The sequence below is a fragment of the Desulfobacteraceae bacterium genome (assembly GCA_022340425.1).
In the GTDB taxonomy this organism is placed as follows: Bacteria; Desulfobacterota; Desulfobacteria; order Desulfobacterales; family JAABRJ01; genus JAABRJ01.
Genome location: JAJDNY010000028.1, coordinates 19,323 through 34,724, shown reverse-complemented (window position 1 = coordinate 34,724; position 15,402 = coordinate 19,323). Strand labels below are relative to the sequence as shown.

11 protein-coding genes are annotated in these 15,402 nt (G+C 63.8%); 8 read left to right on the top strand and 3 right to left on the bottom strand.

Annotated elements, in window-relative coordinates; translation table 11 throughout:
* Nucleotides 1-369 precede the first annotated feature (369 nt).
* The 8 genes from LJE63_02815 to LJE63_02780 all read left to right on the top strand — a co-directional run bounded on the left by LJE63_02815 (nucleotide 370) and on the right by LJE63_02780 (nucleotide 10,475).
* Nucleotides 370-2,652 carry a PAS domain S-box protein gene (locus LJE63_02815; protein MCG6905532.1) on the top strand — a complete coding sequence of 761 codons (2,283 nt, stop codon included), beginning with the start codon at nucleotides 370-372 and terminating at the stop codon, nucleotides 2,650-2,652.
* Nucleotides 2,613-4,388 carry a sigma 54-interacting transcriptional regulator gene (locus tag LJE63_02810; protein ID MCG6905531.1) on the top strand — a complete coding sequence of 592 codons (1,776 nt, stop codon included), beginning with the start codon at nucleotides 2,613-2,615 and terminating at the stop codon, nucleotides 4,386-4,388. The genes LJE63_02815 and LJE63_02810 overlap by 40 nt, the downstream gene beginning before the upstream one ends.
* Before the next feature lie 181 nt (nucleotides 4,389-4,569).
* Nucleotides 4,570-5,838 (top strand): WD40 repeat domain-containing protein, encoded by a 1,269-nt coding sequence (locus LJE63_02805; protein MCG6905530.1) that lies wholly within the window; start codon nucleotides 4,570-4,572, stop codon nucleotides 5,836-5,838.
* A gap of 68 nt (nucleotides 5,839-5,906) precedes the next feature.
* A complete protein-coding gene (locus LJE63_02800; protein ID MCG6905529.1) occupies nucleotides 5,907-6,566 on the top strand; it encodes a nitrate reductase in 660 nt (219 codons plus the stop codon).
* Nucleotides 6,567-6,645: 79 nt separating this feature from the next.
* Nucleotides 6,646-7,980, top strand: coding sequence for a (Fe-S)-binding protein (locus LJE63_02795; GenBank protein ID MCG6905528.1), 1,335 nt, complete (start codon nucleotides 6,646-6,648; stop codon nucleotides 7,978-7,980).
* 44 nt (nucleotides 7,981-8,024) lie between these two features.
* Nucleotides 8,025-8,417, top strand: coding sequence for a cytochrome c family protein (locus tag LJE63_02790; protein ID MCG6905527.1), 393 nt, complete (start codon nucleotides 8,025-8,027; stop codon nucleotides 8,415-8,417).
* 107 nt (nucleotides 8,418-8,524) lie between these two features.
* Nucleotides 8,525-8,884 carry a response regulator gene (locus LJE63_02785; GenBank protein ID MCG6905526.1) on the top strand — a complete coding sequence of 120 codons (360 nt, stop codon included), beginning with the start codon at nucleotides 8,525-8,527 and terminating at the stop codon, nucleotides 8,882-8,884.
* A 19-nt stretch (nucleotides 8,885-8,903) separates the two neighbouring features.
* Nucleotides 8,904-10,475, top strand: coding sequence for a response regulator (locus tag LJE63_02780; protein MCG6905525.1), 1,572 nt, complete (start codon nucleotides 8,904-8,906; stop codon nucleotides 10,473-10,475).
* Between the two features lie 6 nt (nucleotides 10,476-10,481).
* Here LJE63_02780 and LJE63_02775 read toward each other — a convergent pair whose 3' ends face one another.
* The 3 genes from LJE63_02775 to LJE63_02765 form a co-directional block, all read right to left on the bottom strand.
* The gene (locus tag LJE63_02775) at nucleotides 10,482-11,351 is read right to left on the bottom strand and encodes a CoB--CoM heterodisulfide reductase iron-sulfur subunit B family protein (protein MCG6905524.1); all 870 of its coding nucleotides are present in this window, start codon (nucleotides 11,349-11,351) and stop codon (nucleotides 10,482-10,484) included.
* On the bottom strand, nucleotides 11,348-11,923 hold the full coding sequence (locus tag LJE63_02770) for a 4Fe-4S dicluster domain-containing protein (protein MCG6905523.1): 576 nt from the start codon (nucleotides 11,921-11,923) through the stop codon (nucleotides 11,348-11,350). The genes LJE63_02775 and LJE63_02770 overlap by 4 nt, the downstream gene beginning before the upstream one ends.
* 61 nt (nucleotides 11,924-11,984) lie before the next feature.
* On the bottom strand, nucleotides 11,985-15,398 hold the full coding sequence (locus tag LJE63_02765) for an FAD-dependent oxidoreductase (protein MCG6905522.1): 3,414 nt from the start codon (nucleotides 15,396-15,398) through the stop codon (nucleotides 11,985-11,987).
* Nucleotides 15,399-15,402 lie beyond the last annotated feature (4 nt).

The window sequence follows — 15,402 nt, the reverse complement described above, 5'->3', positions numbered from 1 at the left end:
CGATGACTATCAGACACAAAATCAGAAGGCCAACTCTGTACATTCTCGTCCCCCTTGAAGAAGTTAGGCTCAAATATCGGCAGAAAGACTATACGGTCCTGTAAATCCCGATGAGTGCATCCTGTCCCTGTCCCGATCTGGAAGCCCAGATTAAGTGTGCCTCACGCTTGGAGATTCGTCCTGCCAGGCTCCGGTATTCATAGTGAGATCTCCTGATTTTGTCAAGCAAGAATAGCGGTGCGCAGGCGAGCCGACGGGGTGTCCGGCGGCAGCCGCAGCGGACAAGGCGGTTGACCCCAAAATTATTTTAAGTTATTGTTCAAATTAAGGATTGCTTTCGGGGAGCATGATTTGCAGGGGGGTGAAGACATGCTCAAAAAATTACTCAGGCTGCGTCACAGTCTGATTGCCAAGCTGATTTTGACGGTCGGTTTGACCCTGCTTTTTTCCATCGCCACCTGGGCTTATTTTACCATCGATTACCAGCAAAAGAGAATCATGGCGGATGTCGTCGCCAGCGCCGACCGCCTGACCACCACCATCCGTCTCGGCACTCACTACGCCATGATGCTCAACTCGCGCGACGACATCAACCAGATCATCACCAATATCGGCGGGCAGGAAGGCCTCGACGCCGTCCGGATCTACAACAAAGCCGGCCAGATCAAGTACTCCAACCGCAGCTCCGAGGTGGACCGCTTCACCAACATTCGCGACGAAGCCTGCCACATCTGCCACCGGACCGAGCCGCCCCAGGAAAAATTGGGGCTCGAGGAGCGCATCCGGATCGTCGCCCTTGACGACGGCTACCGCCATCTGGGCATCATCAGCCCGATTTTCAACGAGCCCGGCTGCTCCGCCGACCCCTGCCATGTGCACCCCAAGTCCAAAAAGGTTTTGGGTGCCCTCGACGTGGTGGTCTCCCTCGAGGAAACCGACCGGCAGGTGCTGCTGATCGAAAAGGGCATCATCGGGCTGGCCGGCCTGGTTTTCCTGATGACATCCACCGGTATTTTCCTGCTGGTGATGGCCTTCGTCAACCGGCCGGTGCGCAAGCTCATCGAAGGCACGCGGCGCATCGGCCATGGGGACTACTTGAGCCGGGTGGACATTCGCCAGGAGGATGAGATGGGGCAGCTGGCCAGGGCCATCAACCGTATGGGGGAAGAGATCGCCGCCAATCAGGAAGCCCTCAACCAGCAGCGCGACGAATATCAGAACCTCTTTGAGGCCGTTCCCTGCCTGATCACGGTGCAGGACCGTGAGTTCCGCCTGCTGCAGTACAATCGCCAGTTTGCCAACCAGTTCGCGCCAAATCCGGGCGATTTCTGCTACTCGGCCTACAAGAGTCGGCGGCAAAAATGCGACAATTGCCCGGTGGAAAAGACCTTTGCCGACGGCCAGTCCCACTCCGGCGAGGAAATGGGCCTCAACAAGGACGGCTCGGTTTCCCACTGGATTTACAAGACCACGCCGGTCTTTGACGCCCGCGGCAACATCGTGGCCGCCATGGAGATGAGCCTGGATATCACCCCGCGCAAGCTGCTGGCCGAAAAGCTGGAGAAGTCCGAGCAGAAATACCGGGCCATCTTCACCAACATTCCCAATCCGGTTTTCGTGCTGGATGTGGACACCCTCCACGTCCTGGACTGCAACCAGAGCGTTGAGCGGGTTTACGGCTTCACCCAGGCGGACATCCTGGGCAAACCTTTTCTGGACATCTTTGCCGAGGAGGAGGATCGGGACCACTACGCCTTCAAACTCATGACCAGTGCGGCCATCAACCGCGTCAAGCACCGCAACCGCGACGGTGCGCGCCTCTTCGTGGACATCCGCGTCTCGCCCTCCGAGTTTCAGGGCAGGAAAGTCCTGCTGGTGACCACCAGCGATATCACCAAGCAGCTGTTGGCCGAACAGCAGTTGATCCAGGCCAGCAAGATGGCCACCCTGGGGGAGATGGCCACCGGTGTGGCCCACGAGCTCAACCAGCCCCTGTCGGTGATCAAGACCGCCAGCAGTTTCCTGAAAAAGAAGGCCAGTCGCGGGGAGCCGATCAAGGAAGAGATCCTGTTGACCCTGACCGGTGAAATCGACGGGCACGTCGACCGCGCCACCAAGATTATCAACCACATGCGCGAGTTCGGCCGGCAGTCGGACCTGGACTTGGGCCAGGTGCAGCTCAACCAGGTGCTGGACAAGGCCTTCGAGTTTTTCAGTCAGCAACTCAAGGTGCGCGCAATCGCGGTGACGCGCGACTACCACCCCGAGTTGCCGCTGGTGATGGCCGATGCGGATCGCCTGGAGCAGGTCTTCATCAATCTCCTGATTAACGCCCGGGACGCCATCGAGGACCACTGGCAGGGGGAGGCGCTGCCGCCCCCGGGTGCCAAGCAGATCGCGCTCAGGACCTATCCCGTCGGCAGCCGGGTGATTGCAGAGGTGTCGGATTCGGGCGGCGGGATTCCCGAGGCCTTGCGCGACCGGATCTTCGAGCCCTTTTTCACCACCAAGGAGGTTGGCAAGGGAACCGGCCTGGGGCTTTCCATCAGCTATGGGATCGTCAAGGACTGCGGCGGCGACATTCAGGTGGTCTCTGAAGAAGGCCAAGGGGCGTGCTTCCGGTTGAGCTTTCCGGCCGCTGGTGGGTCGTGATGGAAAACATCCTGATCGGTTTCAAGCAGTTGGGCGGAATCCTGGATTGCCTCGCGCTGGGAAGCATCGTTCTTTCGCCGGACCGGCGCATCTTGGGCATCAACCGCTCGGCCGAGCAGCTCACCGATCGCAAAGCCGCCGATGTGGTCGGCAAATTCTGCTACGAGGTGTTCCGCGACTACCTCTGCGGGGGCAGCTGCCGCTATGTGGACGGGCTGCAAACCCCGCCGGGCGGAACCGAGGCGTGTGCGGAAATCGAAATCACCGATGTCACCAGCGGCGAGCACAGCATCACCCGGATCGAGGCGCCGCTCTACGGTCCGGATCAGAGGCCGGCGGGCTGCATCCAGGTGTTCCAGGACCACACGGTCTTCAAGTCCCTGATCCGGCGGATCCGCTATGACGACCTGAGGCTCAAGATCATACTGGACAACCTGGACATCGGGGTCCTGACCGTGGATCGCGGCGGCCACATCACCTTCTTCAACACCATGGCCGAGCGCATCACCGGCTACAGCCGCAAAAGTCTGCTGGGCAGGCCCTGCAGCGCTGTTTTCGGCCGTGATCTGTGCCGCGAGATGCGCGCCAACCGGGCGGGCGCCGAGAGCGGTCGGGGTCCGTCGGGTATCGAAACGCGGGTGGTCACCCGGCAGGGGCAGCCCCTGCCCGTGCGGGTCAATTGCATGGCCCTCAAAAACGAAAAAGGCGTCACGGTGGGGGGCCTGGCGACCCTCACGGACCTTTCGCTGAAATACCAGTTCGACAGCGCCATCCAGGAGCGCTACACCTTTTATGACATGGTGGGCAAGGACCCGGTGATGCAGAAAATATTCGAGATCGTGCCGGTGATTGCCGCCAGCCAGGCCACTATCCTGATCGAGGGGCCCACCGGCACCGGCAAGGACCTGCTTGCCAAGATCGTTCACAACGCCAGCCCCCGGGCCCGCAAGCCGCTGGTGAAGGTCAACTGCGCCGCCCTGCCGGACACCCTTCTGGAATCGGAGTTTTTCGGCTATGTCAAGGGGGCCTTCACCGGAGCGGATCAGAACAAGCCGGGCCGCTTCCAGGAGGCCGACGGCGGGACCATCTTTCTGGACGAAATTGGCGACCTGCCCCTTTCGCTGCAGGCCAAAATGCTGCGGGTATTGGAGGACAAGGAGTTCTACCCGCTGGGCAGCCGGCGTACCACCAAGGTCGACGTGCGCATCATCTCGGCCAGCAACCTGGGGTTGGAAAAGCTGGTTCACCAGAAGCGTTTTCGTGAGGATCTTTTCTACCGTCTGAACGTCATGCGCCTGGAGCTGCCACCGCTCAAGGACCGCCAGGGGGACCTGCCCCTCTTGATCGCCCATGTGCTCAAACGCCTCTGCGCCACCCGCACCACCCAGGTCGAGCGCATCTCCCAGCGGGCCATGGAAGTGCTGCTCAACCATGACTACCCCGGCAACGTCCGGGAGCTGGAAAACATTCTCGAGCATGCCCTGATCATCTGTCAGGGAAAGGTCATCGAGTGGCGCCACCTGCCGGTTTTTTTGCTGAAAAACGGCCCCGGCGCCCCGCCCCAGACATCTCCGGAGCATCGCCCGCAGGCGGCGGGGGGTGGCCGTCCGGAACGCGATCGGATCCTGCAGCTGCTGCAGGCCCACGGGGGCAAACGCGGCAAGACCGCCCGGGCTTTGAAAATCAACCGCACCACCCTGTGGCGCAAGATGAAGCGCTACGGAATCGATCTGTGATCGGGATTGCCTGCGGCTTCCTGGCGTGGCCGCTGTCTGCCGGCTTAAGGAGTTGAAATCGAGCTGAATTGATGCCATAGTGAACTTGGCCCGGCCTGGCCGCCATCATTAAGTTCAGCGAGGCCCTTTCGCGAGGCGCTGTTGCGCAGCGGTTTCCAGGCGACAAAAGGAGAAGGAGTCCATGGGCGGTTCAAACAGCTGGGACTGGGAGATCGGAAGGAGACTCGTTGCGGATCCGGGGCGGTGGGGGGAGATCCACCCGTGGGTGGAAGAGCCCTACGTCAGCCCCGACGGCGAGCAGATTGCCGCCGTGGTGAAGACCGAGGAGGGCAGTTTTTCGGTCTGCGTCAACGGCGACGCCTGGGAGAACACCTTCGACAAGATCTGGTTTTTGCGCTTCACCCCCGATGGCCGCGTCTCGGCCATCGTCTCGGACGGCGGCGAGTGGACCCTGGCGCTGGACGGCGAGACGTGGGAGGAGCGCTTCGACTACCTCTGGAACCCCCTCTTCGGTGCCGTCGGTGGACATGTGGCCGCCGCCGCCCAGAAGGCGATGAAATATTTCGCCGTGCTGGACGGTGTTCCCTGGGAAAGCGCCTTCGGAGCGTTGAATAATCTGCGCCTGAGCTCGGACGGCCGCCGGGCCGCCGCGGTGGTGCAGACCGTCGCCTTCAACGAGGGGGAAATCTTCAAGTTTCAAGAAGGCTGTTACACGGTGGCGGTGGACGGGAAGCCCTGGGAGCGGAATTTCGTGAATGTCTGGGGATTGGATTTCAGCTCCGACGGCGGGCATGTGGCCGCCGAGGTGCGAACAACCCTTTACGACTATACCATCGCCGTGGACGGCGCCACCTGGGGGCAGCGCTTCAACGCCGTCTGGGAGCCGCGCTTTCACCCCCAGGACGGCACGGTCTGCGCGCCGGTCAAAATCGGTGGCAGCTGGACCCTGGCCCGTGACGGCGAGCGCCTCTGGAGCGGCGACTATGTGCAGCTCTGGCACCAGACCTACAGCCCCGACGGTCGGCAGCTTGCGGCGATCGTAGCTCCCAGGTTCGGCAAGTGGACCATTGCGGTGGACGACCGCCCCTGGTCGCGAACCTTCGACGGGCTGGTCTCCGAGGCGGTCTTTAGCCCCCAGGGGGGGCATATCGCCTGCGTTGCCAAAGAGAAGGACCGCTGGACCATCGTGGTGGACGGCCGCGCCTGGGACGGCGACCACGACATGGCCTGGCAGCCGGTTTTCAGCCCGGATGGCCGGCACGTCGCCGCCAAGGTGGAAAAAAACGGGGGTTACCGCCTACTGCTGGACGGCCAGGTGCTGCGAAGCGATTTCGAAGCCCTCTGGAGCCCCGCCTTCAGCCCGGACGGAAAGCGGCTGTTGATTCGGGGGGTTGGCAGCGGGGCTGAAAGCGGCCGCTATTACCGCGAGGTGGTTGCGCTGGATGCGTAGCAGCGTGAGGCCGCATAAGCCGCCACGCCCTTGAGGCCCTTGCAAGCGATCCATTCGGGGAGGCAAAGATGCACGCTGTTTACAACTTCGTGGCCGGACCGTTGCTCTGGGTGACCGCGGCCGTGTTTCTCGGCGGGGTGCTCTACCGGCTGGTGTCCATGGCACTGCTGGCGCGCAAAAAGGATCTGGTGGTATACTCCTACATGGATCTGCGCTACGCCCTGCGCTCGATCATGCACTGGCTGGCGCCCTTCGGCAGCCTGAATTCCCGCCGCCGCCCGGTCTTTACGATCGTCACTTTCACCTTCCACGTCTGTCTCTTTCTGGTGCCGATCTTTCTTTTCGCGCACGTGGTGCTTTGGAAGCAAAGCTGGAACGTCAGCTGGTGGTATATCTCGGAGGCTACCGGGGACGTACTCACCCTGGTGGTCATCGCCGCATGCCTGTTTTTCCTGGTGCGCCGGCTGGTGCTGCCGGATGTCAAGTATCTCAGCAGCGCGTCGGATTTCGTCATCCTGGCGCTGGTGGCGGCGCCCTTCGTCACCGGTTTCTGGACCTACCACCAGTGGATCGGTTTCCGGACGATGGGGATCGTGCACATCCTCTCCGGTGAGATCCTGCTGATGGCGATCCCGTTCACCAAGCTCAGTCACATGATATTTTTTCCTTTCATGCGGGGGTATATGGGCTCGGAATTCGGCGCCGTGCGCCACGCCCGGGACTGGTAGGCACCGCCGTTTCCAACCGCCGCAGTACGGGCCCGGGGTCGTCACCGATCACCACGCCACCCGAGGGGGAGGATAGCACATGGTTGCGCCTGCAACTCAAGACAAACCCAAAATTCACGACATGGGGATCGCACAAGGGGCGGCCAAGCTGACCCCCGAGCGCATCGAGGTTGTGATCCGGCAGTTTCTCAAGAACGAGACCGGCGCGCGCCTGAAAGCCTATCTGGAGACCTGTGTCCACTGCGGCCTGTGCAGCGAGGCCTGTCATTTCTACCTCTCCAACGACAACGACCCCGCCTTTGCGCCGGCCGCCAAGGTGAAGCAGACCCTCGGGGAAATCGTCAAACACAAGGGGCGCGTGTCGCCGGCCTTCATCGAAAAAGCCTGTGAGATCGCCCACACCGAGTGCAACCTGTGCCGGCGCTGTGCCATGTACTGTCCCTTCGGGATCGACGTGGCCTACCTGATGCTCGTCATGCGGCGCATCTGTCACCTGCTGGGCACCACCCCGCAGTACCTCCAGGATACCGCCCACAGCCACTCGGCCACCCTGAACCAGATGTGGGTCAAGGAAGACGAATGGATCGACAGCCTCCAGTGGCAGGAGGAAGAGGCCCAGGAGGAGATTCCGAAGCTCCGGATTCCGCTGGAGAAGGAAGGGGCCGATGTGTTTTACTCGGTCATCGGCCCGGAGCCCAAATTCCGCGCCCAGCTGATCTACCAGGCGGCGGTGATCATGAACACGGCCGGGGTGAACTGGACCATGCCGGCCACCCCCGGCTGGGACAACAGCGACATGTGCATGTACTCCGGCGACAACGAGATGATGGCCCGCCTGAAGCGCGCCCATTTCGAAACCGCCATGCGGCTTAAGGTCAAGCGGATCGTGATGGGCGAGTGCGGCCACGCCTTCCGCTCGGTTTACGACATGGGCAACCGCGCCCTGGGGTGGCGGATGCCGCCGATCCCGGTGGTCCACGCCATCGAGTTCTATTACGAACTGCTCAAGTCGGGGCGCATCCGGATCGCCAAGAAGTACCCGACCCCGGTCACCATCCACGACCCCTGCAACGTGGTCCGTGGCCGGGGTTTGCACGAAATGCTGCGCTACGTGGCCGACGCCCTCTGCGAGAAGGTCGTCGAAATGCACCCCAACCGGGAGCACAACTACTGCTGCAGTGCCGGTGGTGGGGTGATCAACACCGGTCCACCGTTCAAGAACAAGCGCGTTACCGGCAACCGCGTCAAGGCCGAGCAGCTCTTTCGGGTCAAGACCAAGGGCGTCAAGACGGTGATCGCCCCCTGCCACAACTGCCACGGCGGGTTGGAGGATATCATCCATGTCAATCAACTGGGGTTGGAGCTTAAATTTCTCGGGGACCTGATCTACGAAACCATGGAAAAACCCGAATAGGGCCGCCGTGGTATGCCGAAGCAGCCAAAAGATGGGGGGAGCTGATGAAAAACCGCGCTTTGAAGGCCTTTGCACTCTTGGCGTTGGCCGCCCTGGCGCTGGCCGCCGGATCGGTCGTATATTCCCAGGAAGACGTCACCACCGTGCGGGACAGCGCCTTCGGCAACCGGATGCGGCCGCCGGTCCCCTTCGTGCATGACGACCACAATGAAAAGGCCGGCATTGACGCCTGCAATGTCTGTCATCACGTCGTGGAGGACGGCCAGGTGCTGGAGGACGAATCCTCCGAGGACATGGAGTGCTCGGAATGCCATCTGGCCGCCGCCGGCGCCAAACCCATCGAACTGATCGCCGTCTACCACCTGCGCTGTGGCGGCTGCCATCGGGAGCAGCTGGCCGGTCCGGTGATGTGCGCCGAGTGCCACCCCCGGAACTAAACGCCCTGCCCGGAAAAAGCGGGTACACCCCGGGGTGCCGGCCGTGAGTGTGAACCCCCTGATTTTCCCGGAGGCCCCAACCGATTCGCCCCGAAAGAGGTCACCGCATGGCAAAGAAAATCCTGATCATCGATGACGACCCCATTATCGTCAAATACCTCACCGCGCTGCTGGAAGACAACGGCTACACCACCTGCAGCGCCAACTCCGGTGTGGCGGCGCTGGATGTGGTCAAGCGCGAGAAACCCGACCTGATCACCCTGGACCTGGAAATGCCCGAAGAGTGGGGCCCGCACTTCTACCGCCGGATGACCAAGGACCCCGAACTGCAGGACATTCCCGTGATCGTGATCAGCGGGATGGCCGGGCGCCACGCCATCAAGAAGGCCGTGGCCTACCTCAGCAAGCCGTTTGACGCCGACAAGCTGCTGCTGACCGTTCAGCGCGCCATCGGGCTGCCGGATTGAGCCGCTGCCCGCACGTGCCATGAAACCCAAACTGCTCCTGGTAGACGACGAGGAAGGGATTCGCAAAGTCCTCGGTATTGCTCTGGAAGACAGCGGCTACACCGTTTTGACCGCTGAAAACGGGCAGGAGGCCTTGGGTGTTTTCGACCGTGAGCAGCCCGAAATCGTGCTCACCGACATCAAAATGCCCGGCATGGACGGCATCAGCCTGCTGCGCCGCCTCAAGCAGCGCAACCCTGAAACCGAGGTCATCATGATCACCGGCCACGGCGACATGGACCTCGCCATCAAGAGCCTGCAATACGACGCCACCGATTTCGTCACCAAGCCGATCAGCGACGAGGCCCTGGAAAAGTCCCTCCAGAAGGCCCGCGAAAATATTCTCATTCGCCGCAAACTAAAAGAGTACACCGAAAACCTGGAATCCCTGGTGCACGAAAAGGCCTCCCGGCTCCAGGCGGTGGCAACCCCTGCGGCGGCAACCGCTGCCGGTGCGCAGGAGCCGGCGGAGTCTTCCCGCTACCAGAAACTCTTCGACGATATGCCGTGCTATATCGCCGTGCGGGACCGCCGCTACCGCCTCACGGCCGCCAACAAGCTCTTCAGGCAGGATTTCGGGGAGCCGGGCGCCGCCTGCTGCTACGAACTCTGCAAGCAGGCCGCTTCGCCCTGCGAGGACTGCCCGGTCGAAAAAACTTTCCAAAGCGGCTGCCCCCAGCAAACCGAAATGGTTTTCAAAACCGAGACCGGCGAGCCCTTCAACACCCTGGTGTGGACCACCCCCGTGCGCGATTCCCTGGGGGAGATCACCCACGTGCTGGTGATGGCCACCAACATCACCCAGCTGCAACGGCTGCAGGACCACCTCGCCTCGTTGGGGTTGATGATCGGTTCCGTCTCCCATGCCATCAAGGGGCTGCTGACGGGGCTGGACGGCGGGATGTACCTCATCGATGCCGGTTTCGCGCGCGAGGACCAGGCCCAGGTCCAGGAGGGCTGGGAGGTGGTCAAACTCATGGTGGGGCGCATCCGGGGGATGGTCCTGGACATTCTCTACCAGGCCAAGGAACGGGAGGTGGTGCGGACGGCGGTCGATCTGGCGGCATTTGGCGAGGAGGTAGCCGGCGTGATCGCCCCCAAAATGAAGCGCCACGGCATCCGCTTCGAGCAGGAGTTCGCGCCCGGGTTGGGGCGCTTTGAGCTGGATGCCGGCCAGATCCAGGCCGCTTTGGTCAATATCCTTGAAAATGCCGTGGACGCCTGCCTCGAGGACCGCCAGAAAAGCGAGCACCGGGTGGCCTTCCGGATCCGCCGGGAGTCGCAGCAGGTTGTGTTCGAAGTCGAGGACAACGGCATCGGGATGGATGCCGAAACCCGGGCCGGAATTTTCACCCTCTTCGCTTCCTCCAAAGCCGACAAAGGGACCGGTCTGGGGCTTTTTGTGGCCGCTAAAATCGTCCGCCAGCACGGGGGCGAGATCACGGTGGCCTCCGAACCGGGGCAAGGCGCCTGTTTCTCGGTGCGTCTGCCCGCCGTCGGCGGCGGATCGGGAGAGGCCGCCGAAAAGAGCCCCCGGGATCAGGAGGCTTGAGCGCCGTCAGGCGGCCAGCTTTTCCCTGAACCCCGGCGTCAGCGCCAGGTTGAACCCCAGCCCGAGCTCCGACTCCGAAAGGCCCATGGCCAGGCCCAGCAGCTGGGGCAGGTAGAGCACGGAAATGGCGAGGTCCTCGGCGGCAAAACGAGAGGCCTTGGACTGAAAAGCCTCGAGGTTCATCTGGCACATGGGGCAGACGGTTGCAATGGCGTCCGCACCGTGCGCGGCCTTGAGAATGCTGGCCACCAGGGGCAGCCCCACCTCCGGTTTGGTGGTCATCAGCGAGGCGCTGCAGCAGCGCGCCCCCATCTGCCAGGGGTGCACGGCGGCCCCTGCGGCCGTGATCAGGGGGGACATGGTCCGGGGCGCTTCGGGGTCGTCAAATACCCTGTAGGGCCGCAGACACTGGCACCCGTAGTAGGGCGCGATCGTCAGCCCCTTCAGCGGGCGTGCGATCTTGGCGCCCAGCGCTTGCGCCCCCAGGTCGTTGGCCAGCACGTCCAGCAGGTGCCGCACCCGCACCCCGCCGCTGAGGTGCAGCCCATCGGCGCTCAGGACCGTATTGAGGGCCATCAGCAGCTCCGGTTCCCGCCCGATTTTTTCCGCAACCTTCCTGAGGTTCAGGTAGCAGGCGCTGCAAGGCACCACCAGGTCGTGGGTACCCCCCATCTTTTCGGCGATGGCGAGGTTGCGCGCGGGTAGGGCCAGGGCCAGCAGCCGGCTTTGGGCCTCGGCGGCGCTGGCACCGCAGCAGCTCCAATCCTCGAGCTCCGTTATCTCGGCCCCCATGGCGGTCAACAGGGCGCGGCTGGAACGGTCGTACTCGCCGGCGCTGGCCTCCAGAGAACACCCCGGGTAGTAGAGATACTTCATGAGCGCCCCTCCAGTTCAGCGACTTTTTCAAAGATGGCATCCAGGGTCCCCCGGCCGGCTCCGGTCGGCAGGGCCATCTGCAGCTTGCCCTTGCCCATCAGCTTGAGACCCAGCGGTGCAAACTTCATCGGCAGCAGCGGGTTTTTCATGGCCAGGAAATAGAGCGTCATGAATTCGCTCTCGCGCACCCGCCCGTGGCGGCGCACGCTTTCCAGAAAGCTGCCGTAGAATCGGGCGCTCGGCCGGAAAGCCGGGACGTCCGCACGGGCCGCGGCCTGTTTGAGGGCCGCCATGGCGTCGGTCAGCGGCAGACCCCGGGGGCAGCGCAGGCTGCAGGTGTAGCAGGCCGAGCAGAGGGCGAAGGTTTTGCTCTCAAAGATGCGGTCCTGCTCCCCCATCTGCACCATGCGCCAGAGCTGGCGGGGGGTGTAGTCCATGGCATGCGCGTTGGGGCACGAGCCGCTGCAGGTGCCGCATTGAATGCAGGCGCTGACCATGGCGCGAATCTCCCTCAGCAAGTCGTCGTCACCGGCGTCTGCAGCCGGAGGGTTTGCGCTGGCGCTGACTTTCATCTGAACTCCTTCCGCCGTTGGCAGGGAAACGGGCTGGCGGCCGGGGCGCCGCAGGCGGCGCTCACGACACCCCCTCCAGTGCGGCGTCGATCACCGCCATCATCCGGGTGTCCGTAAAGCCCGCCACAATCGCTGCGCTGTTGGGGCAGACCGCGGCGCAGGCCCCGCAGCCCTGGCACATGGCCGGGTTGACCTCGATTCTGTCCAGTTCCGGGTTGCGGTGCCGGGCGCCGTAGGGGCAGGCGTCCAGGCAGCGTTCACAGCGGCTGCAGAGGCTGTGGCGCACCTCGGCCACCACCTTGGCCGCCGGCAGGCGCTCGCGCCCCAGTATGCGCAGGGTCCGCTGGGCTGCGGCCTCGGCCTCGGCAATCGATTGCGGGATACCGTGGGGTGCGCGCACCAGACCGCAGGCGAAGACCCCTTCCTTGATGGCATCCACCGGCCGCCACTTGGATTCCGCCTCCTGGAAAAATCCGTCCCGGTCGCGGGTGACGCCGAATGCGTCCACCAGCGCTGCCGGCAGATGGGGCACGATGCCGGTGGCCAACACCACGAGATCGGCGGAAATGGCGACCTCACGCTCGACCAGCGGTTCGAAGGCCGTCACCAGCGGCCGGCCTTGGGCGTCGATGGTCACCTCGGGCTTACGCTCCAGGCTGTAAGGAAAAAACAGGATTCCGGCCTGACGCGCCCGGGTGTAGTAGGTTTCGCTGAAGCCGCAGCTCATCAGGTCCCGGTACAAAACGTAGACCCCGATATCCGGGTTGCGTTTTTTGAGCCCGAGAGCGTGTTTGAGGGCTGAGGGGCAGCAGACCCGGCTGCAGTAGTTGCGGGGTTCCTCGCGGCACTCCACACACTGGATCATGACGACGGCCGTCAGGCCGGCAGGATCGATGGTTCCGCTGGCCAGACCGATTTCCATCCCCTTCAAGGTCGTCACGGCGGCGTTTTCCCCGTGGCCGTAGGCCGTGGTGGGCGCCTCGCTGCCGCCGGTGGCCAGAATCGCCGCCCCGTGCTCCAGGGTGATGGTCCGCCCTTCGGGTCCCGTGATGGTGGTCAAAAAATGGCCGACCTCGCCGTAACCCCCGGCCACCCGGCTGCCGGTGTGGACCGTGATGCGGGGGTGGTTTTGCACCCGGGCGACGGTCTCGCCCAGCAGGGCCCTGGGGTCTTGGTCGTCCAAGGTGGAGACCAGCCAGTTCAGGTTGCCGCCCAGGTTCTCGGCCTGCTCCACCAGGTTTACCGCATAGCCATGGTCGGCGATTCCCAGGGCCGCGGTCATGCCGGCGATTCCGCCGCCCACCACCAGCGCCTCCTGGACCACTGCGATGCTGGCTACCGGCCCCGGCGCCACGGTTTTCAGCGCGGCAACCCCCATCGCCACGACCCGCGCCAGCTCCGCGGGTGCCGGGCCGGTGGCGGCGCCGGCGGGCAGGAGGCTGCGGATGTCCACCACCGTCATCAGGGCCGGTTCCAGCCCGACGGCCGCGGCCAGTTCACCCAGTTTGCGGGCGTAACTGTAGGGCTGGCAGGCGGCAAGCACCAGACGGTTGGCGTTCCGGGCCTTCACCAGGTCCATTAGGGCGCTCCAGCCCTGGGCGGTGCAGGTGTTTTCCAGGGCGGCGACCCAGGCCACCGCGGGGTCCTGCTGCAGGCGGGCGGACAGGTCTTCGGTCAGCGGCAGGGCCCCGCCGCAGGTGCAGCAAACCACCCCGACCCGTGGCGCCTCGCGGCTGACGTCCCGAAAGGTCGGCGCCGGCGATGGGGCCGCGCCCAGGCTGCCGCCGCCGGCGTGGAGCACCCGCGAGGCGCTCAAGGCGGCCGAACTGGCCCGGATGACCGCTTCGGAGATGTCCTCCAGGCCGGCAAAGGCGCCCCCCAGGAAAATGCCCTCGCGGCTGCTTCTGGTCAGGGAAAACGGGGCGCTGCGGGCAAACCCCCAGGGGTTCAGTTCGATCCCGGCGATTTCGGCCAGTTGGGCCGCACCGGCCGCCGGCCGCTGGCCGACGGAGAGCACCACCAGGTCAAAGCGCTCCTGGCGGCGTTCGCCCTCCAGGGAAACGTAGGCCAGTACGGGGTCGCCGCTGTCCGGGTCGGGGATCACGGAGTGGATCCGGCCCCGCTCAAACCGCACGCCCGCTTCCCGCTCGGCCCGGTCGCGGTAGCGCTGGAATGACTTTCCGGGGGTGCGCAAGTCCATGTAGAAGATCGTCGTGTTTATGGCGGCGGCTTTTTCACGGGCCAGGAGGGCCTCCTTGATGGCATACATGCAGCAGACGGTGGAGCAGAAGTCCGCTCCGCTTTGAAGATCGCGGGAGCCGACGCACTGGATCCAAGCGATCTTGGTGATCGTTTTGCCGTCTACCGGGCGCACCAGCCGCCCGCCGCTGGGGCCGGTGCCGCTTAAGATCCGTTCGAATTCCAGGCTGGTCAGCACATGGGGGTTTTGCCGGTAGGCAAAGGGGTTTTTGCCCTCCGACGGGTCGAAGTAATCGGTCCCCCCGCAGAGGATCAGTGCGCCGGTCTCCATTCGCCGCGCTTCGGCCAGCTCGCTTTGATGGTGAATGCGCCCCACCTGATCGCTGAGGGTGTCGGGATCGAAGGGCTTGAGCAGGTATTCGCGCGCGCCGGCCTTCATGGCCTCGATGGCTGTTTCAACCGTGGCATAGGCGGTCATCATCACCACGCACAGGTCCGGCTGAATTTCCCGGGCTTTTTGCAGGACTTCGACCCCATCCATGCCGGGCATCTTGATATCCAGCAGCATCAGCTGGAACCGCTCCCGGCTCAGCCGCTCCAAGGCCTCCTGGCCGCCGGCGGCCATCTCCACCGTGTAGCCCTCGTCGGTCAGCCAGGCGTGGATGGAATCCCGCACGATCAGTTCGTCATCCACCACCAGCACCCGGAAGCGTTCCCGTCCCTTGTCACCCAGCTGGATGGCACCGGTGGGGCAGGCCGCGACACACGCGCCGCAGCCGGTGCAGGCCGCCGTATCGATCCTGAAGGGGTTGGGGACGGCATGTGGCACGGGCAGGTAGATGGCCTTGCGCAAGCTGAGCCCGGCGTTGAATTCATCGGGCACCGACACCGGGCAGACGGCCGTGCAGGCCCCGCAGCCGATGCAGCGCTCCGGGTCCACCGGGTTTGGCGTCTGCCGCAGGGTCACCTCGAAATGGCCGGCCTCGCCCGAGATCGCGGCGATCTCGGTGGCCAGCAGGATCTCGATATTCTCGTGGAAAAGCCCCTTGCGCAAACAGTACTGGGAGCCGGCGTCGCGCGCCACCAGCGGCAGCATCTTGCACATGCCGCAGCCATTGCTGGGGAACTGGTAGTCCAATTGACTGAGAATCCCGCCGATATGCCCTGCGCGGTCGATCAGGGTGACGCCGTAGCCGGTTTCGGCCAGATCCAGGGCTGCCCGGATGCCGGCGATCCCGGCGCCGACGACCATTGCGCTGCCGATTTTTCGTTTCATGGCT

What these genes read in the sequence shown, in the direction of transcription:
- LJE63_02800 (MCG6905529.1), top strand. Translation starts at nt 5,907, where the DNA reads ATGCACGCTGTTTACAACTTCGTGGCCGGACCGTTGCTCTGGGTGACC.
- LJE63_02765 (MCG6905522.1), bottom strand. Translation starts at nt 15,398, where the DNA reads ATGAAACGAAAAATCGGCAGCGCAATGGTCGTCGGCGCCGGGATCGCC.
- LJE63_02805 (MCG6905530.1), top strand. Translation starts at nt 4,570, where the DNA reads ATGGGCGGTTCAAACAGCTGGGACTGGGAGATCGGAAGGAGACTCGTT.
- LJE63_02815 (MCG6905532.1), top strand. Translation starts at nt 370, where the DNA reads ATGCTCAAAAAATTACTCAGGCTGCGTCACAGTCTGATTGCCAAGCTG.
- LJE63_02785 (MCG6905526.1), top strand. Translation starts at nt 8,525, where the DNA reads ATGGCAAAGAAAATCCTGATCATCGATGACGACCCCATTATCGTCAAA.
- LJE63_02795 (MCG6905528.1), top strand. Translation starts at nt 6,646, where the DNA reads ATGGTTGCGCCTGCAACTCAAGACAAACCCAAAATTCACGACATGGGG.
- LJE63_02790 (MCG6905527.1), top strand. Translation starts at nt 8,025, where the DNA reads ATGAAAAACCGCGCTTTGAAGGCCTTTGCACTCTTGGCGTTGGCCGCC.
- LJE63_02775 (MCG6905524.1), bottom strand. Translation starts at nt 11,351, where the DNA reads ATGAAGTATCTCTACTACCCGGGGTGTTCTCTGGAGGCCAGCGCCGGC.
- LJE63_02780 (MCG6905525.1), top strand. Translation starts at nt 8,904, where the DNA reads ATGAAACCCAAACTGCTCCTGGTAGACGACGAGGAAGGGATTCGCAAA.
- LJE63_02770 (MCG6905523.1), bottom strand. Translation starts at nt 11,923, where the DNA reads ATGAAAGTCAGCGCCAGCGCAAACCCTCCGGCTGCAGACGCCGGTGAC.